The 22,333-nt window shown below is 51.7% G+C and carries 24 protein-coding genes and 1 other annotated feature; of the genes, 16 read left to right on the top strand and 8 right to left on the bottom strand.

The window, feature by feature from the left end; all coding sequences use genetic code 11:
- Positions 1–79: 79 nt before the first annotated feature.
- The 16 genes from C2I18_RS02185 (at position 80) to glpK (ending at position 15,554) form a co-directional block, all read left to right on the top strand.
- Positions 80–871, top strand: a complete 792-nt coding sequence (locus C2I18_RS02185; protein WP_249899659.1) for a segregation and condensation protein A — start codon at positions 80–82, stop codon at positions 869–871.
- Positions 840–1,442 carry an SMC-Scp complex subunit ScpB gene (scpB, locus tag C2I18_RS02180; RefSeq protein WP_249899658.1) on the top strand — a complete coding sequence of 201 codons (603 nt, stop codon included), beginning with the start codon at positions 840–842 and terminating at the stop codon, positions 1,440–1,442. The genes C2I18_RS02185 and scpB overlap by 32 nt, the downstream gene beginning before the upstream one ends.
- A 140-nt stretch (positions 1,443–1,582) precedes the next feature.
- A complete protein-coding gene (locus tag C2I18_RS02175; RefSeq protein ID WP_249899657.1) occupies positions 1,583–2,296 on the top strand; it encodes a DUF2953 domain-containing protein in 714 nt (237 codons plus the stop codon).
- A 90-nt stretch (positions 2,297–2,386) separates the two neighbouring features.
- Positions 2,387–2,881 carry a GerW family sporulation protein gene (gene ytfJ / locus C2I18_RS02170; RefSeq protein WP_249899656.1) on the top strand — a complete coding sequence of 165 codons (495 nt, stop codon included), beginning with the start codon at positions 2,387–2,389 and terminating at the stop codon, positions 2,879–2,881.
- 208 nt (positions 2,882–3,089) lie between these two features.
- A complete protein-coding gene (locus tag C2I18_RS02165) occupies positions 3,090–4,295 on the top strand; it encodes a D-alanyl-D-alanine carboxypeptidase family protein (protein WP_481857864.1) in 1,206 nt (401 codons plus the stop codon).
- A 46-nt stretch (positions 4,296–4,341) separates the two neighbouring features.
- Entirely contained in the window at positions 4,342–5,007 is a 666-nt protein-coding gene (locus C2I18_RS02160) for a nucleoside recognition domain-containing protein (RefSeq protein ID WP_249899655.1), read from the top strand.
- Positions 5,008–5,057: 50 nt separating this feature from the next.
- Entirely contained in the window at positions 5,058–5,546 is a 489-nt protein-coding gene (locus C2I18_RS02155; protein ID WP_249901976.1) for a spore maturation protein, read from the top strand.
- Positions 5,547–5,608: 62 nt separating this feature from the next.
- Positions 5,609–6,142: a hypothetical protein gene (locus tag C2I18_RS02150; RefSeq protein WP_249899654.1), complete on the top strand. Its 534-nt coding sequence runs from the start codon at positions 5,609–5,611 to the stop codon at positions 6,140–6,142.
- 852 nt (positions 6,143–6,994) lie between these two features.
- Positions 6,995–7,339, top strand: coding sequence for a peptidoglycan recognition protein family protein (locus C2I18_RS02145; protein WP_249899653.1), 345 nt, complete (start codon positions 6,995–6,997; stop codon positions 7,337–7,339).
- 20 nt (positions 7,340–7,359) lie between these two features.
- Positions 7,360–8,118, top strand: coding sequence for a pseudouridine synthase (locus tag C2I18_RS02140; RefSeq protein ID WP_249899652.1), 759 nt, complete (start codon positions 7,360–7,362; stop codon positions 8,116–8,118).
- Positions 8,119–8,228: 110 nt separating this feature from the next.
- Positions 8,229–8,753, top strand: a complete 525-nt coding sequence (locus tag C2I18_RS02135) for a redoxin domain-containing protein (protein ID WP_249899651.1) — start codon at positions 8,229–8,231, stop codon at positions 8,751–8,753.
- On the top strand, positions 8,750–10,438 hold the full coding sequence (gene resB / locus C2I18_RS02130) for a cytochrome c biogenesis protein ResB (RefSeq protein ID WP_249899650.1): 1,689 nt from the start codon (positions 8,750–8,752) through the stop codon (positions 10,436–10,438). The genes C2I18_RS02135 and resB overlap by 4 nt, the downstream gene beginning before the upstream one ends.
- A complete protein-coding gene (gene ccsA / locus C2I18_RS02125) occupies positions 10,435–11,697 on the top strand; it encodes a cytochrome c biogenesis protein CcsA (RefSeq protein ID WP_249899649.1) in 1,263 nt (420 codons plus the stop codon). The genes resB and ccsA overlap by 4 nt, the downstream gene beginning before the upstream one ends.
- 77 nt (positions 11,698–11,774) lie before the next feature.
- Positions 11,775–12,491: a response regulator transcription factor gene (locus C2I18_RS02120; RefSeq protein WP_249899648.1), complete on the top strand. Its 717-nt coding sequence runs from the start codon at positions 11,775–11,777 to the stop codon at positions 12,489–12,491.
- Positions 12,492–13,928 carry a HAMP domain-containing sensor histidine kinase gene (locus tag C2I18_RS02115; RefSeq protein ID WP_249899647.1) on the top strand — a complete coding sequence of 479 codons (1,437 nt, stop codon included), beginning with the start codon at positions 12,492–12,494 and terminating at the stop codon, positions 13,926–13,928.
- Positions 13,929–14,060: 132 nt separating this feature from the next.
- The gene (gene glpK, locus C2I18_RS02110; protein ID WP_249899646.1) at positions 14,061–15,554 is read left to right on the top strand and encodes a glycerol kinase GlpK; all 1,494 of its coding nucleotides are present in this window, start codon (positions 14,061–14,063) and stop codon (positions 15,552–15,554) included.
- A gap of 108 nt (positions 15,555–15,662) precedes the next feature.
- On the opposite strand, the gene C2I18_RS02105 is transcribed toward glpK, so the two are convergent.
- The 8 genes from C2I18_RS02105 to C2I18_RS02070 all read right to left on the bottom strand — a co-directional run bounded on the left by C2I18_RS02105 (position 15,663) and on the right by C2I18_RS02070 (position 22,313).
- Positions 15,663–16,010, bottom strand: a complete 348-nt coding sequence (locus tag C2I18_RS02105) for a GNAT family N-acetyltransferase (RefSeq protein WP_249899645.1) — start codon at positions 16,008–16,010, stop codon at positions 15,663–15,665.
- Positions 16,011–16,037: 27 nt separating this feature from the next.
- Positions 16,038–16,187 (bottom strand): hypothetical protein, encoded by a 150-nt coding sequence (locus C2I18_RS02100; protein WP_249899644.1) that lies wholly within the window; start codon positions 16,185–16,187, stop codon positions 16,038–16,040.
- A 24-nt stretch (positions 16,188–16,211) separates the two neighbouring features.
- Positions 16,212–16,358, bottom strand: a complete 147-nt coding sequence (locus C2I18_RS02095; RefSeq protein WP_249899643.1) for a hypothetical protein — start codon at positions 16,356–16,358, stop codon at positions 16,212–16,214.
- Positions 16,355–16,588: a hypothetical protein gene (locus tag C2I18_RS02090; protein WP_249899642.1), complete on the bottom strand. Its 234-nt coding sequence runs from the start codon at positions 16,586–16,588 to the stop codon at positions 16,355–16,357. The genes C2I18_RS02095 and C2I18_RS02090 overlap by 4 nt, the downstream gene beginning before the upstream one ends.
- 165 nt (positions 16,589–16,753) lie before the next feature.
- Positions 16,754–18,004, bottom strand: a complete 1,251-nt coding sequence (locus C2I18_RS02085; protein WP_249899641.1) for a methyl-accepting chemotaxis protein — start codon at positions 18,002–18,004, stop codon at positions 16,754–16,756.
- Between the two features lie 106 nt (positions 18,005–18,110).
- Entirely contained in the window at positions 18,111–19,085 is a 975-nt protein-coding gene (locus tag C2I18_RS02080; RefSeq protein ID WP_249899640.1) for a helix-turn-helix transcriptional regulator, read from the bottom strand.
- Between the two features lie 148 nt (positions 19,086–19,233).
- Positions 19,234–20,826 (bottom strand): phosphoglycerate dehydrogenase, encoded by a 1,593-nt coding sequence (serA, locus tag C2I18_RS02075; protein WP_249899639.1) that lies wholly within the window; start codon positions 20,824–20,826, stop codon positions 19,234–19,236.
- 240 nt (positions 20,827–21,066) lie between these two features.
- Positions 21,067–21,292: a binding site (T-box leader), on the bottom strand.
- A gap of 112 nt (positions 21,293–21,404) precedes the next feature.
- Positions 21,405–22,313 (bottom strand): hypothetical protein, encoded by a 909-nt coding sequence (locus tag C2I18_RS02070; RefSeq protein ID WP_249899638.1) that lies wholly within the window; start codon positions 22,311–22,313, stop codon positions 21,405–21,407.
- Positions 22,314–22,333 lie beyond the last annotated feature (20 nt).

Here is a 22,333-nt window from a genome sequence, read left to right as displayed (position 1 = left end):
GCATGGACTATAAAACCCTTTCTACTTGTGTAGCGCCCTGGCGGCGCTGCACTTTACTTTTTTTACGGGAGGAACCCTCGTGACTGTATTGTACAAGCTGGAGACGTTCGAAGGTCCGCTCGATCTGCTCTTGCATTTAATTGACAAGGCGGAAATCGACATCCAGGACATTCCGGTCAGCGAGATCACCGAACAGTACATGGCATATCTGCAGAGCATGCAGGAGCTGGAACTGGATATTACCAGCGAATTTCTTGTCATGGCCGCCACCCTGTTGTCCATCAAGAGCAAGCTGCTGCTGCCGAAGCCGCCAGTCATTGAAATTGAAGATTTTGAATACTACGAAGATGACGGCTATGATCCGCGTGCGGAGCTGGTAGAACGGCTGATTGAATACCGGAAGATCAAGAGCATTGCCGTGCAGCTGCTGGATATGGAAAGCGAACGCAGCCTGATTTTTACGAAGGAACCGGAGGATCTGGCCCCTTTTGTACCTGTGCAGCTGGATAATACGTTAAAAGGGCTCCATGCCTCTGATCTGATCGCGGCTTTCCGCAAGGCACTGAGCAAGGCGGCCCAAAGAACCTCCTACCAGCGGATTACCCGCGATGAAGTCTCGGTCAAGGACCGGATCCGCGAGGTGTCCGATGTACTGCAGCGCAAAGGGATGGGCGGACGGCTGCGCTTCTCGGCGCTGCTGCATGATGAAATGGCCCGTCATGAAATTGTGACCACCTTCCTGGCTATCCTGGAGCTGATGAAGATGAAGGCTATTTTCTGCTATCAGGAGAAATTGTTTGAGGATATCGTGATGGAATGGAGAGGAGGGGACAACTTCAGTGGATTACAAAACGCTGAAATCGATTATTGAAGGGTTGTTATTTCTGTCGGGTGATGAGGGATTGTCTGTACGCCAGATTGCCGAAATTACCGAGCAGCGGGCGGATGTGGCCGGCAGGGCGCTGGAAGAGCTGAGGGAAGATTTCACCCAGCAGGGCCGCGGCCTGCAGGTGGTGCAGATTGCCGGTAATTACAGGCTGGCTACGCTGCCGGATCATGCGCCTTATTTTGAACGGCTGGCCTATTCTCCTTCCCGCTCTTCGCTTTCACAGGCGGCGCTGGAGACGCTGGCCATTGTAGCTTACCGGCAGCCTATCACCAGAGTGGAGATTGAAGAGATCCGCGGTGTGAAATCCGAGAGGGCAATCCATACGCTGAGCAACAAGGATCTGATCCAGGAGGTAGGACGTGCGGAAGCCGTCGGCCGCCCGATTTTGTACGGAACGACCAAATCCTTTCTGGACAGCTTCGGGCTGGCCAGTCTGCAGGAGCTGCCGGAGCCGTCGAATTTTGATACCTCTGACAGTCTGGAGGAAGAGACACAGCTGCTGTTCAACAAGCTGGACAGCCAGATGACGTTTGACGATGTTGAGCCATCATAGCATTCTTTTGACCGGAGTACCGTTGTTCCTTTTTGGGGCAGCGGTTTTTTTTGCGTGTTTTGCGATATGCCGAATTTTTTCCAGCCCAAATTGCCATACTAATCCAAGGTTCTCTATTAAGGCTGCTTGGAGGTTAATGCGTGAAGTTATGGCTTGCAATACTTTTAGCGCTGCTGCTGTTTCTAATTATACTGGTGCTTTCTTCCTCTATTCATTTTCATTTCCGTGTGCGCAGGACCGGGAAGAATGACCGGGTTGAATTTGACTTGAAGGCTCTGTTTGGGCTGGTAAAGTTTCATTATGAGCTGCCTGAAATGGTATATGAGGGCATAGAGCGGGGAATCCGGGTGAAGCTGGAAGAAAGCGGGATGGCGCCTTTTAAAATGAATAATGATAAAGTCAATCATGTTGACAAACAAACTTTAACGAACTTGACAACTGATATCAAGCTGGCGATCCGGGCAACCGGGGGGCTGAAAAAATGGCTTAAAGGGCTCATGTCCAACGTCAAAATCTTAAAGCTCGACTGGTCTACCGATTTCTCACTGGGTGATGCAGCGTATACGGCGACTGCTGCGGGGGCATTGTGGGGGATGAAGTGGATTCTGGTCGGCTGGGGTTCACAATTTGTCCGGCTGCAGCATACGCCACGGCTGTTTGTTGCTCCCGTGTTCAAGGATGACCTTTGCTTCTCAACGGTATTGGTGTGTAACGGTAAGCTCTCTTTGGCCTATGTTCTATATTCGGGCTTGGTGCTCCTCCGCCGCATCATCAGTGTTAAAGGCGGCCTGGCCCTGTGGAGAAAGCTGTTAAGCCGCAAACAGCGGGAATCGTCCGGAGAGGGCGGGGAATGAAGAAACGTTTTACATACAAATAGAGAGAGCTGGGGATGATAATTCCGAGGAAGAAAGAGTATTCCCAAGAAGTTAAAGGAGGATAACAACATGGGTGACCATCCTATTCAAGGTCTGATGCAGACTGCGATGGAAAATATCAAAGGCATGGTGGATGTTAACACAATTGTCGGAGATCCGGTAGAAACCCCGGATGGCAGCGTGATTCTGCCGATCAGTAAAGTTGCTTTCGGCTTTGCAGCCGGGGGAAGCGATCTGCGGGTGGAGGATGATGCTCCAGGGGTGAACGGAACAAATAACGGCGGTGTCAAAATGCTTCCTTTTGGCGGCGGCAGCGGGGGCGGTGTCTCTATTCGTCCGATTGCGTTTCTGGTCGTGGGCAAAGAAGGGGTACATATTGTGCCGCTGGATAATCAAACCCATCTGTTTGAGAAAATTATCGATGCCACACCGAGCCTGATTGACAAAATCCAGAATATGTTTCAAAACAACGGTACGCCTGCAGGGGCACAGACAGTAAACCCGCCTGCTGCCACAGTGACAGTGAAGACGGATAAGCCTTCTTCGGCTTCATCCGCGCATTAAAAAGTCCTGCAGGTTCAGAGGATTGCAGCAATTACTTGTCACTGTTATTGACATGAATCGGGACATCGCCATGGAGAGGCGGTGTCCCTTTTTGTATGACGTGCTAATGAACAAAGGACATACCTGTCCGCCGTGCCGCATACACTTGTACAGCACAGGTCGTGATTGGAGCCTTAGGTTGAGACTGATAAGAAGCCGGAGGATGAAGATGAAGAGATTAACTTTTAAACCGTCGCTCATTGTAATAGTGTGCCTAATGCTGGCAGTCCTTGGACCCACGTCCGGAGTGCGGGCGGAAAATGCCTCGATTTCCACGCATGCCAGGGCGGCAGCGCTAATCGACGTGGAATCCGGAAGGCTCCTGTACAGCAGCAGGGGAGATGAGCCGATGCTGATCGCCAGTCTGACCAAAATTATGACGGCCATTGTGGCTATAGAAAACGGGGATTTGACCTCCAAAGTAAAGGTGGGCAAAAATGCTTTTGCCAAGGAGGGGTCGTCGATTTATCTGAAGCTGGGTGAGGAAATGACCCTGGAAAATATGCTGTACGGCCTGATGCTGCGTTCGGGAAATGATGCTGCAACAGCGATTGCCGAGCATATCGGCGGTTCGGAGCAGGGGTTTGTCTACATGATGAATGCCAAAGCGGAGGAGCTGGGGCTTGTTAACAGCCATTTTGCCAACCCGCACGGCCTCGATGCCGAAGGGCATTATTCCAGCGCAAATGATCTTGCAAAGCTGACTGCATACGCCATGCATAATCCGGTGTTCAAGGAAATTGTAAAGACCCCGGAGAAGACGGCAGATAATCCGTATGAAAAATGGGACTACAAATGGAGCAATAAAAACAAGATGCTTCGACTTTATGAAGGAGCGGATGGCGTAAAGACCGGCTATACCAAAAAAGCGCTGCGCACGCTCGTCAGCTCCGCCACCCGGAACGGGCAGCAGCTTGTCGCGGTTACGCTCAACGACGGCAACGACTGGAATGACCATGCTTCACTGCTGAATTTCGGCTTCAACCATTATCCGCTCAAGACATTAATCGAACGCGGTGAGGGGATCAGCGGCTACAGTTACGTAACAGGCAAGGCTTTCGCTTACCCTCTGGGCCAGGGAGAGGAAGCACGGATAATGACGAAGCTGGTGCTGAACCGGGAAGCTGGCACTGCAGAAGGACAGGCACGCAGCAGCAGTTTTGGCCTCAGGGGAGTAATTATTGTAAAGCTTGGCGGGAAGGAGATCGGCCGGGTTCCTGTCTATGAGTCCGGGCAGCTCCCGCCGGAGCAGTCTGCTTACGATAAGAGATACAGTCCGGCCATGAGTATAGCTTATCCGGCGCACAGCTGGCTGCAGGCGGTGGGCAGCGCGCTCCGCGCACTTTTTGAACTGGGAAGGGAAGCGAATGAGTAGATCCTGAAATAAAGCTGAGTTTAGATCGAACGGGGGAGGGAACGGCATGATTAATGGGATTTGGCTGGGGATGATTGTCATCGGCTTCATCTTCGCGGCTGTAAACGGCAGGATGGACGCTTTTACAGCTGCTGTATTCGATGGTGCAAAGAACGGGGTCACTGTAAGCTTCGGCCTGATTAGCGTCCTTGTGTTCTGGATGGGAATGATGCGGGTGGCTGAGGATGCGGGGCTGCTGAAAAAAATCGCCAGAGTGCTTGGACCCGTAGTGTCCTTTCTGTTCCCCGATGTTCCAAAAGGCCATCCCGCTATCGGCTATATCCTCTCCAATATGAGCGCTAATCTGCTGGGTCTTGGCAATGCGGCAACCCCTATGGGAATCAAGGCGATGCAGGAGCTGCAGACGCTGAATCCTGACAAGGAAACTGCAACACCGGCCATGTGTACGCTGCTTGCGCTGAACACAGCCAGCATCACCCTGATTCCCGCTACGCTGATCGCAATCCGTCTGAATTACGGCTCGGCAGATCCGGCAGGCATTGTCGGCACCACGCTTGCAGCTACCGCTGTGGCGACGCTCGCCGCCATTGCGGCAGACAGGCTGTTCCGCCGTCTGACACTGCTGCGCAGGCCGCCGAAGCCGCCTGCAGTGAAGCCCGGGGATTCCGCCAGAGGAAGTACTGCGCTCCCGCATACTTCAGTGAAGGGGTGAGCTCTTTGTTCCAGCTAATCAGCCTGATTTCGGCCTGGGCGATTCCGGTGATGATCACGTTTATTCCGCTTTATGCTTTTACGCGGAAGGTGCCGGTCTATGAATCCTTCGTAGAAGGGGCAAAGGACGGCTTTGGCACAGCCATCGCTATTATTCCGCATCTTGTCGGCATGCTTGTGGCTATAAGCGTGTTCCGCGCTTCCGGTGCGCTTGATTTCCTGATGGGCTTTATTGCGCCTGCGCTGGAGGGACTGGGAGTGCCTGCGGAAGTGCTGCCGCTCGGCCTGCTGCGTCCGCTGACAGGCACCGGCTCACTCGCCTACACCACTGATCTGATCCGCGTCCACGGCCCGGACTCCCTGATCGGGATGATCGCCTCCACCATCCAGGGAAGTACGGACACCACACTGTACGTCCTTACCGTCTACTTCGGCGCCGTAGGCATCCGCAACGGGCGCTACGCCCTGAAGGTCGGCTTGTTCTCCGACGTCATCGGCTTTATCGCGGCTATTGCGGTTTGTTTGCTGGTGTTCGGGTAGGCTGTGAAATGCCTCATTCCAGTATTTGTGAAAATGTGTTAAGGTCTTGGGAAAGTACGAGGATGACTTCCCGTGCTAAGGCATTTTTACAAAGAAGGTGTACAAGCTTGCAGATCATAATTGTTTTGGCGGTGTGTTACGGCTTAATTTTAATGTATCCTCTCCGTTTCGCTGTTGATGTGTTTCAAGTGGAGTGGAATAGAGATAAAAGTTGGCTGATCAAAAAAATCGGCTGTCTCTGCGGGACACTTGTTCTGCTCGCCGCAGTAAACGGTCTGATATTTAAATTTAACGGCAGGTTTGCGGATAGAAGCACATTGCTGTATTTTAATTCTTTCTGCAGTGCAGTGGCACTGTCAGCAGCCATCGGTTTCTTCTCTGACAGACGGATTTTCAGCGTGATTACTTTTCTGTTATACCTATTTGATGTGCTTCAATTCAACAATTTCGCAGCGTCCATGACTGGGGATGCTCTGCAGGACAGTGGTATCGGTCTGGGCGGATTTATTAACTTTTTTATCAATGCTATTGTCTTTGTATTGGCTATGTTTGCAGATCATATGATCGAGTTAGAGGAGCCGGATGACGGATTCTGATGAATGCCCTTGCCGCCAATAATAATTGTCTTAATTATACTGGTGGATGCAGCAGCTCCAACCACATCGTAACGGACCCAGAGTCCCTTATTTCCGCAAAAATTAACCTTTTTCTCCGCTAACGGACCTCAGTTCCTTTATTTACCGAAAAACACCTGCAAAGTGCCCGTTAGGGAGGAAATAACGCTTGTGGAGTCCGTTAGCCCAGGAAGTGGTGCTCTTACGAGAAAATAGCGCCCCTACGGTCCGTTAGCCCGGTAGCTGGTGCGCACAAACACACATTGTTCTGCCCCTTAAGCGCTACCCCAGCGCTGCTCATCCTCCGCAGGAGGATGGAGTACACGGAACGTTATTAAGCAACTTGGTTGTTCTCCATCCGCCGCAGAAGGATGGAGTACACGGAACGTTGAAAGTAACCAGTAGGATGTATGGGACTGGAGAAACGACAGTCCCGCACAACCCCAGCGGCGCCCGGCCGCTGGACAACGTCACTTTCCTACCCCTAACTGCGGGGTGAGGGGGTGTTTTTGGCTTCATCCGCCGCAGAAGGATGGAGCGTGCAATGGCGTTGCCGGAGTAACGGAGAGGAAGTTTGGAACTGTAGGAGCGATAGCGTCCGCCTTTGTCTCCGGATTTCAACCGCGCACAGCGGTCCAATTGAAGAAATTCTTACGACAACAGCAGCCGGAAGTCCAAACATTCCTCGTAGTTACGTTTAGGCAACATGTGGCTTGATTTTCCTCAACTCCACCTCCATCCTTCCCCCAACCCATAAAACTCAAAAACACCCCGTCACCCCGCCCCATCCCCCATCATATGCTATCCCAGCAACAAAGAGGGGGCCGATAGGCGATGGAATACAAAGGTTTTATTCTGCATCATTCCCGCTGCCCGTCGATTAATGGCAAGGGTTTTGACTTTTGGGTCGGAAAAGACGGCGGGATTTATGCCGCGCCGCTTATGACGGATCCGGACTATATCCATGTATGTCTCGAAGGGAATTATGATGATGAGGGCAGTGTTCCGCCGCATGCTGACCGCAAAGAGCAGCTGTTTGCGGCAGGCAAGCTGCTGCTGGAGCTGGCTGCACGCTATCATATTTCGCCTTTGCTGGTAGAGCCGCATACCAAATCTTGTCCGGGAGCATTTTTTCCATGGAATGAACTTGTGATTTATGCCTCTGATGGTTATCATTAATCTGAGGTGAGTCATCCAAAATGGAAAGATTACAGAAAATTCTGGCGCAAGCAGGAGTAGCGTCCAGACGCAAATGTGAAGAACTGATTTTAGCCGGTAAAGTGGAAGTCAACGGGGAACTCGTAACTACGCTTGGAACGAAGGTGGACCCCGAACAAGATATGATCAAGGTCTCCGGTAAATCGATCCGGGGCGAGAACAAGATCTACATTATGTTCAATAAGCCCAAAGGCGTAATCACCAGCGCATCCGATGATAAAGGCCGCAAAGTGGTTACGGATTACCTGAAAGGCATCAAAGAGCGCGTATACCCTGTAGGCCGTCTGGACTATGATACGGAAGGATTACTGCTGCTGACCAATGACGGAGAGTTTGCGAATCTGCTCACGCATCCGAAGCATCATGTTCCAAAGACGTATCTGGCTACGGTCAAGGGTGTGCCGCACGGCAGCGCACTGGACAAGCTGAAGGCAGGCATTAAGCTGGAAGACGGCATGACCGCTCCGGCTGAAGTCGAGTACAAGGATGTAGATGAAGCCAATAAGGAATCGGTGATCAGCATCACCATCCATGAAGGCCGCAACCGTCAGGTCCGGCGGATGTTCGAAGCAATCTCCCACCCTGTAATCCGTCTGAAGCGGATCTCCTTCGGAGACATTCTGCTGCAAAATCTCAAACGCGGCTCTTACCGCCATTTGACCAAGGATGAAATCAATCATCTGCAGCAAATCGCCAAGGCCGGGGCTTTAAAGACAAATCAGACACGCAAAGACACATAATGTTCACAAAATTCCCTCCTAAAACTGTGACAATATTCGTTATAATGTTCATAGGATGTTCACACCTTACAACTAAAGTATGAATTGCGTCACAGAAGGGGGCTTCGCGTGTGGGCAAAGCGAGAAAGCCGGTTCAAATCGTAATTCTGTTTTTGATACTTTTGCTTGGCGGCTATGCCATCGGCTCTTCCGTGTTCGGAGGAGACGGCAAAGCAAGAGAAGGCGGGAAAGCGCCTTCCTTTGAGCTGCTGGGGCTGGATGGATTGGTCCACACGCTCGAGGAGTATAAGGGCAAGTCGGTTGTGCTTAATTTTTGGGGCTCCTGGTGCGCTCCGTGCATAAAAGAAATGCCTGCCCTGCAGGCCCAGTGGAACAAATGGCGCGAAGAGGGTGTGGTGGTTGTCGGAGTGAATGTCGGCGAGGATCAGATGACCGTTGAGAATTTTGTCAATCAGGTCGATATTGATTTCCCGGTAGTCATGGACACCGGACGCGACGCAGTACGCAGCTATGGCGTGTCACCGCTGCCTACAACTTACTTCATTAATACCAAGGGCAGGATCGACAGCATTCATATTGGTCAGCTGGACCTCGGCTCGCTTGACGAGCAGATCGGAAAGCTGGTGGGACAATGAAAAGCCGCGAACCGCTAATCAGCAATACCAAATGTGAATGCGGTCATCAGAATCCTGTAGGGACCGTCTTGTGTGAGGCATGCGGGAAACCGCTGGATGAGAAGGACCGTGCCTCCGATGCTAACCTTGAAATGCGCTATGACGGAGTTGCCCGCCGCTCACAGCGTGTGAATCCGGGAATCATCGACAGGGTGTGGAACTTTTTTTCCTCGGTCAAAATAGCGATCTACCTCATTGTCCTGACACTGCTGGGGTCCATGCTGGGCACGATTTTTCCGCAGGAGAGCACCTTCCTCAATATCGATGCTTCAACCTACTACAAACAAACGTACGGAACAGCCGGGGATATTTATTATAAACTCGGCCTTTCGCACACCTACGAATCCTGGTGGTTCGTGACGCTGCTGGTTATGATCGGGGCATCGCTCGTGATCTGCAGTCTGGACCGGGTGCTTCCGCTCTACAAGGCGCTGACCAGACAGAAGATCCGCAAACACAGGCAGTTCCTTACCCGCCAGAAGGTAGTCCTGGTAAAGGAAGTGAACGATGAACCCGAAGCCTGGGTGAACAGCCTGATCGGGCCGCTTAAGCAAAAAGGGTACCGCGTGCGTACGGACGGAGGTTCTCTGCTCGCAGAAAAACACCGTTTCAGCCGCTGGGGGCCTTATGTAATACATATCGGACTTATCATTTTTTTGCTCGCCGTGCTGGCAAGAGGACTGCCGGGACTGAGCATGGACCAGCATCTGGCGTTCCCGCAGGGCGAGATTGTCAAGATACCGGACACCACCTTTTACCTGAAGAATGAGAAGTTTACTGTTGAATTTTATTCGGAGTCTGAAATGCCGGAGGAGTTCCGCGGCCGGAAGATCCTTCCCAAGCTGTACGAGACCCGGGCGGTTCTCTATGAATGCACGGCAGACTGCAGCGATCCTTCCAAAGAGCCCAAACTTAACGAGGTTGCCGCCCACAACATTCAGGTGAACTCGCCGCTTAACTACAAAGGTTTGAAAGCGTATCAGTTTGACTACGACCTGACCCCGGTGCTGCGCTCCGTGCAGCCGGAGCTGGTAAATACCGCAAGCGGAGAATCTTTCGGCAAGTTCAAGCTGGATATGAAAAATCCGCTGCGCAGCTTTGAAGCAGGTCCCTACACCCTGCAGCTCCGGGAGAAGTATATGGACTTCGGGCTGAATGAAGAAGGCCAGCCGATCTCCAAATCGCCTTATCCGAATGCGCCCGCATTTCTTTTTATTATTAAGGGGCCTGAATTACCGGAGGAAGGACAGCAATATTTTTATTTTCCGAAGCAGATTGACAAGGAGCAGTTCCAGCAGCAGGCCATCAACGACAAGCTTGGCGGGGAAGCAAGGTTTCTAGAGCTTGAGGTACAGGACATGAGCGATGTTGATTTTGCGGAATCCACCACCTACCTTAATGTGCGTGTGGACCGGGCAATGCCCTTTGTCTGGATCGGCGCCGCCATCGTAATGCTTGGACTTATTCTCGGATTTTATTGGCAGCACCGCCGCATCTGGCTGAGCCTGGAGAATGGCGAGCTTGTGCTCGGAGGCCACACGAACAAGAACTGGTTCGGCTTCCGCCGTGAGATCGCGGCTATTCTGAACAAGATAGACATGAATGTCGATGAAAAATCATTGGACAACGGGGGAGGCCTCGCATGAGCTTGCTTGATTTCAGTAGTGATGTCTTTATTGCCGCATTTTTTTTATACAGCGGAGCGTTTATGTTGTTCACGATCGCGGTTATGGGCCGGAAATGGTCCGGCAGGAAGCCTGAAGAGCATACGGCACGCTGGGGCAGAATCGCATTTATCGCCTCTTCTCTGGGCCTTTTGAGCCATTTGGCTTACTTCATCACCCGCTGGATCGGCGCAGGTCATATTCCGGTAAGCAACATGTATGAATTCATGACTTTTTTATCAATGATGGTTATGGTTGCGTTTACCGTGATCTTTGCGATTTACCGTAAAATCATTCTCGGTGTATTCGCGGTACCTGTCTCCATTATTATTATGGCTTACGCGGCAGTATTTCCCCAGGAGGTACAGCCGCTGATTCCTTCGCTGAAATCGATCTACCTCAACATCCATGTTACTCTGGCTGCACTCGGTGAATCCTTTTTCGCTGTAGCCTTTGCCGCTGGACTGATGTATCTGCTGCGCACAATCAATTTCGCCAGCAGGGAACGCAGTGACATCAAGCAGCAACGGCTGGTAGAGTTTACTCTCTTTTCTATCATTGTTATAATTGGATTTCTTGGATCGGTGTTTGCTTTCCGCGGCGCCGGATATGAATCCGTCTTTGTCCGCCACAACGTTACGATTGACAGCCCCGGGCAGGGAGATAGTACAATAGAGAAAGTGAGTTACAAAATGCCGCCTATTGTGGCACCATACGACAGCGAAATTGATCATTTCCAGTCGTTTCTTGGAATGGAGGCTCCGCTTTTTGAAGCACCTTCCTGGATGAACGGTGTGAATGCCGGCAGAAAGTTCAATACTGTGATCTGGTCGCTGATTTCGGGTATGATACTGTATGGCATTATTCGTCTGATTCTCCGCAAGCCGCTGGGCCGGGCTCTTCACCCGCTGCTAGACGGCATTGACGAAAATGATCTGGATGAGATCACATACAGGGCGGTTGCAATAGGTTTTCCGATTTTTACGTTAGGTGCTTTGATTTTTGCAATGATCTGGGCAGAGGTGGCCTGGGGCAGGTTCTGGGGATGGGACCCCAAGGAAGTATGGGCTCTTGTTACCTGGCTGTTCTACAGCGCTTATCTCCATTTACGTCTGGCCCGCGGATGGCAGGGGCGCAAATCCGCTTGGCTGGCCGTACTCGGCTTTCTCGTCGTAATGTTTACCCTGGTGGGTGTTAATCTTGTTATTGCCGGGCTTCATTCTTATGCGGGAACGGACTGAGCAACCTTTATTTACTATCGCGCACATAATATTCGTGTAAAGTTCTACTGTATTTGATGAAGGGGTTGTTGTGAAAAATGGCAGAGCATTTGAATAGAATTCTGGTGGTGGATGACGAGGAGCGCATCCGCCGCCTGCTGAAGATGTATCTTGAAAAAGAAGGCTATGAAATCGATGAAGCGGAAGACGGTGAGATTGCTCTGCGCAAAGCAACGGCCAATGACTACGGCCTGATCCTTCTGGATGTAATGCTGCCGGGCATTGACGGAATGGAAGTGCTGACAAGACTCAGAGGGGTCAAATCCACTCCGGTCTTGATGCTGACAGCCAAGGGAGAAGAGATTAACCGGGTTCAGGGCTTTGAAATGGGGGCGGATGATTACGTTGTGAAGCCGTTCAGCCCGCGTGAGGTCATTTACCGGGTGAAGGCGATTATGCGCCGTTCATCAGCGACAGCCTTCTTGTCCAAAGAGAGCAATTCCAGCAATAATATCGTCTTTCCTCATCTGATTATTGAGCATGACGCGCACCGGGTAACCGCCGGCGGCCAGGAGGTCAGCCTGACTCCGAAGGAATATGAGCTGCTGCACTATTTGGCCATCTCGCCGGACAAGGTCTTCTCGCGTGAAGAACTGCTTAAAGATGTCTGGAACTACGAGTTTTTCGGAGATTTGCGGACCGTCGATACACATGTAAAACGTCTCCGCGAGAAATTGAATAAAGTATCACCGGAATCGGCAGCAATGATTACCACAGTGTGGGGTGTAGGCTACAAGCTTGAGGTACCTAAATAGGTGAGCTTCTGGAGAAGCCTTGTCGGCAAGCTGTGGATCACAATCATCTGTCTGGTTGCCGTCGTGCTTATTACGCTGGGGATTTTCCTGCTGCCCTATATCGACAGCAACTTCGCCAATTCCGGGGCAATCAAACGCTTGTTTACGTATGTCTGTATGATCGGATTCTCCTTGACGACCTTTTTTGCCCTGTTTCTGTTTACGAAGATCACCCAGCCGATGCAGCAGGTCATTGAAGCAGCGAACAATATCCGCCGCGGTGAATACGGGACCAGGCTGACCCTTGTAACAAGTGACGAAATCGGCCAGCTGGCTACTTCGTTCAATCATATGGCTGAAGAGCTGGAAGCTAATATCCGCAGCCTGAATCACGAGAAGGCCCATCTGTCGAGCGTGCTGCGCAGCATGAGCGATGCGGTTATTACCTTTGGAATTGATGGCCAGATTATATTGACCAATCCCCACGGACAGAACCTTCTCGAAGCCTGGGGCGCCCTTAGCCTGGAGGAAGGCGACTCCGAGCTGTATCCGGAGGTTGCTGCACCAATTGCCGTGCCGCCGCCTTTGCGTCCGTTATTTTTCAGCACGCTGAACCAGGGAGGCGATCAGCGCTCCAATGTGCATGTCCGCAAGGGCGTATGGTCAGTCCACATGGCTCCGCTGTATTCAGAGGATAACATCCGCGGGGTAGTAGCGGTACTCCGCGATGTGACAGAAGAAGTGCGGCTGGAGAAAATGCGTACGGATTTTGTAGCCAACGTCTCCCATGAGATCCGTACACCGCTGTCCATGATGCAGGGCTACAGTGAGGCACTGCTTGACGGCATGGCCTCTTCTCCGGAAGAGAGCAGCGAGCTTGTGCAGGTCATTCATGATGAATCCCTGCGAATGGGCAGGCTGGTCAAGGATCTGCTTGATCTGGCCCGGATGGAGGCAGGTCATACAGATATGGCCAAAGCCAAGGTGGATATGGATGAGCTTCTGGAACGCATCTACCGTAAATTCTCCGTCAGGGCCAAGGAGCGGGAGATTCTGCTGGAGCTTCATAAATCCGGCGAACCGCTGCTGCTGAAGGAAGCGGATGAAGATAAGCTGGAGCAGGTTCTGACAAATCTGCTGGACAATGCCTTCCGTCATACGCCCGCCGGTAAGACCATCTCCATTCATACTGGCTCCACTATTCTGGAGGGGCGCCGTTACCTCGAAATTATAGTCCGTGACGAAGGCGTTGGCATTCCGCCTGAGGATCTTCCCTATATTTTCGAACGGTTCTATAAGGCAGACAAGGCGCGCGTAAGGGGAGAATCGGGAGGAACCGGGCTTGGCCTTGCGATTGTCCAGAATATCGTGAATGCCCATCACGGGCAAATTTTTGCGGACAGCAAGCTTGGCGAAGGAACGTCCTTTACGCTACGGCTTCCTGTCGAAAAACAGTAAACTCTTGACCAAGCATGACAGCGCCTCTGACAGCAGAGGTGCTTTTTGTTGAAACGGCAGGTTTAATCTTGTTAACCGTGGAACAGATTTTTGTACTTACGCTCAGTTGTTCATTATTTAGGAGGCCTATATATGATTTTATCACTTGACCAGGGCACCACCAGTTCACGGGCGATCTTGTTCGATCTTGAAGCGGGTATGCTCTCCCAGGGTCAATATAACATTAAACAATCTTTTCCGCGGCCGGGCTGGGTGGAGCATGATCCGGAGCAAATCTGGGAGAGCCAGCTGGCTGCGGCCAGAGATGCCATTGAAGCAAGCGGAGCGTCAGCCGCAGAGATCAGCGCCATCGGTATTACCAATCAGCGGGAAACGGCACTGATCTGGGAGAAGTCCAGCGGCAAGCCGATCTATCCGGCGATTGTCTGGCAGGACCGCCGCACCGCCGAGCATTGTGAAGAAATCAAGCGGCAGGGGCTGGCCGGAGAAATTGCCGAGAAGACCGGGCTTGTGGTGGATGCCTATTTCTCGGCCACGAAGCTGGCCTGGATTCTGGATCATGTACCCGGTTCCAGGGAGCGTGCGGAGCGGGGCGAACTGCTGGCAGGCACGGTCGACAGCTGGCTCATCTGGAAGCTCACCGGCGGCGCTGTACATGCAACGGATGTGACCAATGCTTCCCGCACCATGCTCTATAATCTGCATGAGCGTAAATGGGACGAGCGGATGATCGAGGTCCTGCAAATTCCCCGGGCCATGCTCCCTGAGGTCAGGATGTCCGGCGGAGAATTCGGAACGGCCCAGGCCCAGTGGTTCGGCGCGGAAATTCCGATCTGCTCGGTACTGGGCGATCAGCAGGCCGCCCTGTTCGGCCATACCTGCCTCGAGGCCGGCAGTGCCAAGAACACCTACGGAACAGGCTGCTTTATCCTGATGAATACAGGGACCGAAGCTGTCACCTCCAATCACGGTCTCCTGACAACTGTAGCCTGGGGTATGGGAGATGAGCTGTATTATGCGCTCGAAGGCAGCGTGTTTGTGGCCGGTGCAGCAGTACAGTGGCTGGAAGAGGGGCTGGGTCTGATTGCCGGACCGGCAGAATCGGAGAATAAAGCGCGTGAAGTGGAGGACAGCGAAGGTGTGGTTGTCGTGCCTGCTTTTACCGGGCTGGGCGCCCCTTACTGGGATATGTACGCACGCGGTGCCGTATTCGGATTGACCCGGGGAACGAATGTCGGACATTTGGTGCGGGCCACGCTGGAATCCCTTGCTTTTCAGTCAAGGGATGTCATTGGAGCTATGGAAAAGGATGCCGGCATGCCGCTGACCGGACTCCGTGTAGACGGAGGCGCGGTGCGCAACGATCTGCTGATGCAGTTCCAGGCGGATATTCTCGGCAGTGAGGTAACCCGTACGACCTATGCAGAAACGACGGCGCTCGGTGCGGCTCTCCTGGCCGGACTAACCTCGGGAATCTGGACCAGGGACGAACTGGAGAGCTTCAACAAGGCCGAGAAGGTATTCACGCCGCAGATGGAAGAGGAGGAACGTGAACGCCGCTACGGGGCCTGGCAGGATGCGGTATCACGGACGATGGGCTGGGAAAAGCACGAAGGGCGCAGTTAATCCCGGAGTCTGGCGTAAGCAAACACAAAAATGCTGCATTCAAGCGGAATCCGCAGATTCTTGCTGAATGCAGCATTTTTGCATCTGGTAAATGTCCCCTTGTACACTTTAAGTTAATGCTGAGACCGGTCCTGTATAATACAGGAATTCCCCAGTCACCGCAAAGCCGGCAGAGCGATAAAGTTTCAGGGCTTGTTTGTTGTCTGTAACGACACCCAGGCGGATATGGAGATCTGGTTCAGCCAGAAGCAATTCAACTGCTGCAGCCAGAATGCTGCGGCCCAGTCCTTGGCCCTGAAGAGTGGGGAGGACGCAGAAATCGTGGATCACCGCTGTATTTGAAGAAATCCGGTTCACCCTGATCAGTCCCACCGGCAAGTGCAAGCAGACGGCAAAAGACACGCTGCCGGCGGTAAGAAGGATGCACCATGGCGTTAATGCCTGCTTCCGTTCCATCCGAAGTATACCAGCTTAAACATCCGATCAGCTTCTGGCTGTCACGGCAGAGATATGCAGTATCGCTTCTCCCGTGTCCCAGATGTTCGACGCCAACCCGCAGATGAATTCCATCCGTATTTTTGCAAATTTGCTCAAGTGCACTTCCCGCTGCCATCTGCCCCTCTGAAAAATCATTCATTTTCTTTACATAATAATCAGTCATGCTTCACCTGCACCTTCAGCGGTTATGATTTCGAGATTAGCTAGACCGGCCTTACGGCCTAAGCGTGCGAGCTGCATTTTGAGGACCGGGTTGTTGCCCAGCAGGAGCGTTACTTTGATGAATCCGTCACGTTTGAACATCACAAAACAGCTTTCCAGCACCGGGACTCCTCAGGGGCCGTTACGTTCAGCTTGATGCAGTCAATTTTGAGCTCAAATTCGAGCGGATTGATCGGGTTAATGGTCTGCTGGTAAGCCTCAATAGAACGAATGCCGTCATCTTCGGAAAAGGACCCGTCCAGTTCAATATCAATGATTTTGTTGGCCTTGTCTGTCAATAAAATAAAGGTACCCAAGCTTGCATCTCTCCCCATACGGTGATAGTTAAATTTATGATCTGGCTTCTCCGGGAATAATGTCTTTGATTATAACTATTCATTTCTTATCCATGCAATAATAACGTAAAAAAACCTTTTTACAGAACGCGGCAGCCCAACCGCCATCATCCCGTGAAAAGGTTTCTTCATGCCAAACGATGCTTAGAATTTAAAAATATGGATCGTTTTTTGCAGCTGGAACACCGCATTCGTCATCTTCTCGGTCTCGTCGGCTACGGACTGCAGCGCATTGATCTGTTCATTCATGGCTGCGGAGACCTCTTCAGTACCTGCGGCGGTTTCTTCAGTAATAGCGGATATATTCTCGATTGCGCCGGAAATCTTCAGGGCACTTTCCAGCATGATGTCGCTTTCGGCGGAGAAGGAGGCGATCTGCTCGGTTATGTACTGGACACTCTGGACAATCTGCGAAAAAATATGAGCGGTTTCTACAATCATCTCGTTCTGTACCTGTACTACTTCTTCGTTAATGGCGATATTGGCGATCGCCTGCTTGATATCCGCTTCAATACTGCGTACGAGGCTGAACACCTCTTTGGTGGATGAGGTCGACTCTTCAGCCAGCTTGCGTACTTCCTGGGCGACTACGGCAAATCCGCGTCCATGCTCACCCGCCCGTGCAGCTTCAATGGAAGCATTCAGTGACAACAGGTTGGTCTGCTCGGCAATTTCGGTGATTGTTTTGGCGATCATGCTGATGCCCCGGGCATTGTGGGAGAGTGCATCAATCGTTTCGGCAACCTTTTGGGTGGCCTGGATATTTTTGCGCATGCCTTCAGCCTGGGTGTCCACGGACAACCGGCCTTTCTCAACCAGTTCAAGCGTATGTACGGACCGTCTGTTCATTTCTTTGGTAGAGCTTGTGTAGTTGGATACTTTGGTCTCAATTTCCTTGATGGATTCCGTCATATCTGCGATATCCACGGAAATTTCATTTGCCCCAAGCGCCAGCTCATTGGAAGAGGAAGCTACCTGTGCCATAACGATTTTAAGGTTCTGGTTTTTGTTCTCAATTCCCTGGCTGGCATCCATAACCTGACGGGTAATCTGGGAGGCATCAGTCAGAATTTTCTTCAGCTTGTCAATCATGGTGTTAAAAGAACGGCTGATATCGCCCATGGAGCCGGTTTCGTCAGCTCTGCTTGTGAAATCCCCTTTGGAAATCGTATGGGTCACGTTGGTGATATCGTCAAAAGAAGATGTAAGCGTTCTCTCAACAAAACGTGCAAGAGGATGGGTGAGCGCTGCCAATACCGCCATCAGAACCGGGCCGATAATGAAATGGCCCATGATGATAAAGACAATTAATACAGGGATACAAAATAAAGCGGCGACCAGGTAACATCCGGCAACAATTCTTTGCTTGAGTGGAAGCTTGTTCATCCAGTCCATATAATCACGTTCCCCCTAAAAAAGATGTTGTGTATTGTAATATTATAGGCGATTAGGAGGGGATGGTCTATTGTAAAAACTGTAATAAAACAACTTTCGACCTAATTTAAGAAGAGTTTCGCACAGTTTGCGCTTCATATAATAACAGGGTTTCCTTAAGTGCTGATTTTACGGCATCATGTAGTTCCTGAGGTGTAGTTACAATGGCCCCTGCCCCCAGTGAAAGAATAATGCTGCAGGCAGATCCGGCTGTGTTAAATTCAGCATCGACTAAAAACCACCCAGCAGAATCCGCCGGTGCCTTCTTTGTAATGGTGACGTAGCGTTCCTGCTGAAGCTGTTTCAGAGACTGCTCTTGGAGCAGCAGCTGAGCAGGATAGCGGGGAAGTGCGGCCTTAAACGTATTCATCGACTCTTCCCAGTAACGGGCGAGATCAAATCCTTCCGGGCGTTTAAAGATTTCCTCGGAAAGCACGGCACCGGTAATTCTGGACACACGGTATGTTCTCAGCTCTCCGCTACTCTCGGCGGCAGCATACCAGACTCCGCGTTTGGCCACAAGTCCAAGCGGAGAGATCAGCCGCTCTGTAGTCTCATCGCCGCGCAGATAGGTAATGAGTACCTTGCGCTCTTCCCATACGGCAGTCTGCAGCAGGGGGAGGAAAGGGTAGGCTTCGGCAGATGAGCGCCAACCCGCTCCGTCGATGTGAACACGCTGGTTCAAATAGTGCAGCGGGGAGGGCTGTGACCTGGAGACTGCAGCTTCAAGCTTGCGGACAGCGGAAGTATGGTCCTGTTCAATCCCCAAGGCTTGGAGCACCGCTGAATCTGCGGGAAGAAGCAGGGAGGCGAGCTCCTTCGGCTTCATACCGGTCAGGGAAGTCCTGTAGCCTTCGGTAAGCATCCAGCCGCCTTCACGGCCTCTTTCAGCGAGGACGGGGATTCCGGAGGCGCTCAGAGCCTCCATATCACGGACGATCGTCCGGCCGGACACCTCCAGGTTTTCGGCCAATTCGCGTGTTGTCATTTTTCCGCGGTTTTGCAGCAGCATCAGGATCGACAGCAGACGGTCAGCTCTCAAGTGGTATTCTCCTTCCGGAACTTTAAATGACAGATGATATATTTATAAAATTATACTACAAACAAACCGCTCCTTAGAAGATGGAGGCAAATGCCTCATTTCTAAGGAGCGGTTATTTTACACTATTATAAAAATTGCATAAACAGGATTAGAGCAGGGTAATCTCCTCAGCAGTGTTGATTTCCGGAAGTCCGGCCAGCTTCACGAGTACCTCCTGAGGCACTGCCTTATCAACGGTCAACAGCATGATTGCGGCACCGCCGACAATTTTGCGGCCTACCTGCATGGAGGCGATGTTCACATCATTCTCCCCGAGCAGCGTACCGACAAGGCCGATAATACCCGGTTTGTCATTGTGGGAAATGACAAGCTGATGGCCTTCCGGAGCGATATCTACCGGGAATTTGTTAACCTGAACAATCCGTTCCCCGTAGCCCTGCAGCAGCGTGCCGGCAACCAGGCGTTCTTCATCCGGATCGGCTTTGAGCGTAACTGTAATCAGGTTGGTGAAGCCTTTTGTCTTGGGTGATTTCGTTACAACTACGTTCACATCACGGGTTTTGGCCAGATGCATCGAGTTGACGATGTTGACATCGCTGCCGAAGTGGCGTGAGAGCACACCTTTGACAATATAACGGGTCAGCGGCTGGGTATCCACATCGGAGAGATCTCCGGCATATTCTACATTGATTTCGCTGATCGCACCATGTGCGAGCTGTGTAGCGAAGCTGCCCAGCTTCTCGCCAAGGGTGAAGTACGGCTGAAGCTTGTTCATTACACTCGGTGCAACCGGAGGAATGTTTACGGCGTTGATGAACGGCTCATTGCGCAGAATATGCAGCACCTGCTCCGATACATCGATCGCTACGTTCTCCTGGGCTTCCACAGTGGAGGCGCCCAGATGCGGGGTTACAATGATTTTTGGATGAGTGAGGAACGGGTGATCCGGCTGAGGCGGCTCCTTCTCGAATACGTCAAAGGCTGCTCCGGCAACAATACCGCTGTCAATGGCTTCAACCAGCGCCATTTCGTCGATCACTCCGCCGCGCGCACAGTTGACGATCCGCATGCCTTTTTTCATCACCTCGAACTGCGGACGGGAGATCATGTGCCGTGTCTCCGGAGTCAGCGGTGTATGCACAGTGATGAAATCTGCGCCGCGGACGATATCATCAACAGAAGCCAGCTTCACTTCCAGCTTCTCCGCACGGTCAGCAGTCAGGAACGGATCATAGGCCAGAATGTTCATCCCGAACGCTTTGGCACGTTTCGCTACTTCGCTGCCGATCCGTCCCATCCCCAGTACGCCCAGCGTTTTGCCGCGCAGTTCGACACCAAGGAAGGTTTTTCTGTCCCAGATACCGTTAATGGTCTTGGCATAGGCCTGCGGAATGTGGCGGGCGAGCGCCATCATCATGGCAAAAGCGTGCTCACAGGTTGTGATCGTATTTCCGTCAGGTGCATTGATAACTACAACACCGTGCTGTGTTGCAGCCTCCAGCTTGATGTTATCGACACCGACACCGGCGCGTCCGATAACCTTCAGTCTGGTGCCGGCAGCGATAATTTTCTCGGTAACAGTCGTTTGGCTGCGCACCAGAAGTCCGTCATAATCCCCGATAATGGCCACGAGCTCATCTTCACTAAGTCCGGTTTTCTTCTCTACAGTCACATCTTCTGCGTCCATCAACTGCTGAATGCCCAAATCACTGATTGGATCCGATACTAATACTTTGAACATGGTTTCTAGTCCCCCTTATAATTGAAAAGCTAAATATCTTGAGGAAGCCCTGGTGGGCTATCCGCAGTACCTGAAGCATCAAACGGGATTACAATGTCATTAAGCCTAATAACGTTGCGACGCGCTGTCGCACAAAAGAAGGACGGTGCAGCAGTACGGTGAAGCCGGGCACATGGGCCTTTTAGCCTGAGGACAGAATCCGGGTAACAAAAAAACTCCCAACCCCATACTACTGCCGTAGTAAGGGACGAGAGTTGTCGTGGTACCACCCTAATTCACTGCAACTTTTGAAGGAGCAGCCTCATTGGCCGTAAGGCCACACTGGTAACGGAGTGATCCGATTGCATCTACTGTAACGTTCGATACAATATCTCAGGAGCGCTAAAGATATCTGTCCGCCACCGGTTTGCACCACCCACCGGCTCTCTGAAGACTTTCAGGATCTTTGTTCCATCATCGGTTTTACTTGATTAATTTTTCATAATGTAACATGGTGGTGCCAGATGTGTCAATAGTCTTATTATCCCTTGCGCGCCTTGAAGTGAGCTCCGTTTTTCGTTATGATGCAATAACTGGTGCTACTCATAGAAAAAGGGCAGCTGCGGCATGATTTCCTTGCCGTAATACTGTTCGCGCCACTTCATAAAATCCTGCTCCTGTACTGCCCCGGTAGAAACCAGCAGATTTACAGAGGATTGCACATCCTTAAGCTGCAGGCTGTTGGCTGTTCCGGAGTAGATCATGTCATCGATCTTGGCTGTGATGTCCTGCGGATCATAACCGGCATAGATCCCGCGGTTCAGCATCATATTTGAGATAAAAGCATTCTTCTGCAGCAGGGGCATCTTTTTCCAGCCCACAAACGTCAAAGTTTTCATTTCGCCGGGATCGGCAGGGATCTTACTGTCTGTCTTGGCGCCCCACTTCAGCATCGACTCGTAAAAACCGTTCTGGGCGAGCAGCCCGAATTTGATCGCACTTGCCGTAAAGTTGTCATTCTTGAGCGCTTTGGCAGTCTCTGAACCGGAATTGCCGGCAGTCACCTTGCTGGAAGCCTGGGAGAAGAGCGTAAGGCTCTTAAGAATATTAAGCTGGGACTGGTACAGCAGCGGCGAGCTGCTGAAGATCGAATCCTGTGTTACCTTGGCATACTGCTTATCTGCCAGAATACTTAGATTCTTGAGCGTTGCTGCGTTCTGGCGGGCATCTGTACTGCGTGCGAGACCCTCTACCTCGCGGCTCCAGTTGCGCTTGAATTCCCGATAAGGCAAAAATACGTTATGATAGAAAGTAACAAGATCCTGCTGCTGGTAAGAGCCGGAGAATTCCTCCGGGGCCCCCTCAGTGTCAGTCAGGTGAGCGTATTTAGCCTCGGTTTTGTCTGCTCCGACCTTTACCCCTGTAAAGAAAGCGGCGAATGCGCAGATCAGAAAGAATAAAAAGCCAAGCGTGTACAGCATTTGAGTGCGGGAGGTACGGCTGTTCATAATTATTAGTGCTCCTTCTT

Source organism: Paenibacillus sp. PK3_47, from assembly GCF_023520895.1.
Lineage (GTDB): Bacteria > Bacillota > Bacilli > Paenibacillales > Paenibacillaceae > Paenibacillus_AQ.
The sequence above is the reverse complement of the archived record's forward strand: the minus strand, read 5'-3'. Positions and strand labels throughout refer to the sequence as shown.

Coding starts and splice junctions, on each gene's coding strand:
- C2I18_RS02145 (WP_249899653.1), top strand. CDS start 6,995: ATGGAATACAAAGGTTTTATTCTGCATCATTCCCGCTGCCCGTCGATT.
- C2I18_RS02120 (WP_249899648.1), top strand. CDS start 11,775: ATGGCAGAGCATTTGAATAGAATTCTGGTGGTGGATGACGAGGAGCGC.
- C2I18_RS02085 (WP_249899641.1), bottom strand. CDS start 18,004: ATGGACTGGATGAACAAGCTTCCACTCAAGCAAAGAATTGTTGCCGGA.
- C2I18_RS02090 (WP_249899642.1), bottom strand. CDS start 16,588: ATGGGGAGAGATGCAAGCTTGGGTACCTTTATTTTATTGACAGACAAG.
- serA (WP_249899639.1), bottom strand. CDS start 20,826: ATGTTCAAAGTATTAGTATCGGATCCAATCAGTGATTTGGGCATTCAG.
- resB (WP_249899650.1), top strand. CDS start 8,750: ATGAAAAGCCGCGAACCGCTAATCAGCAATACCAAATGTGAATGCGGT.
- C2I18_RS02140 (WP_249899652.1), top strand. CDS start 7,360: ATGGAAAGATTACAGAAAATTCTGGCGCAAGCAGGAGTAGCGTCCAGA.
- C2I18_RS02155 (WP_249901976.1), top strand. CDS start 5,058: ATGATCACGTTTATTCCGCTTTATGCTTTTACGCGGAAGGTGCCGGTC.
- C2I18_RS02105 (WP_249899645.1), bottom strand. CDS start 16,010: ATGGAACGGAAGCAGGCATTAACGCCATGGTGCATCCTTCTTACCGCC.
- C2I18_RS02100 (WP_249899644.1), bottom strand. CDS start 16,187: ATGATTTTTCAGAGGGGCAGATGGCAGCGGGAAGTGCACTTGAGCAAA.
- C2I18_RS02160 (WP_249899655.1), top strand. CDS start 4,342: ATGATTAATGGGATTTGGCTGGGGATGATTGTCATCGGCTTCATCTTC.
- C2I18_RS02165 (WP_481857864.1), top strand. CDS start 3,090: ATGAAGAGATTAACTTTTAAACCGTCGCTCATTGTAATAGTGTGCCTA.
- ytfJ (WP_249899656.1), top strand. CDS start 2,387: ATGGGTGACCATCCTATTCAAGGTCTGATGCAGACTGCGATGGAAAAT.
- C2I18_RS02150 (WP_249899654.1), top strand. CDS start 5,609: ATGACTTCCCGTGCTAAGGCATTTTTACAAAGAAGGTGTACAAGCTTG.
- C2I18_RS02070 (WP_249899638.1), bottom strand. CDS start 22,313: ATGAACAGCCGTACCTCCCGCACTCAAATGCTGTACACGCTTGGCTTT.
- glpK (WP_249899646.1), top strand. CDS start 14,061: ATGATTTTATCACTTGACCAGGGCACCACCAGTTCACGGGCGATCTTG.
- ccsA (WP_249899649.1), top strand. CDS start 10,435: ATGAGCTTGCTTGATTTCAGTAGTGATGTCTTTATTGCCGCATTTTTT.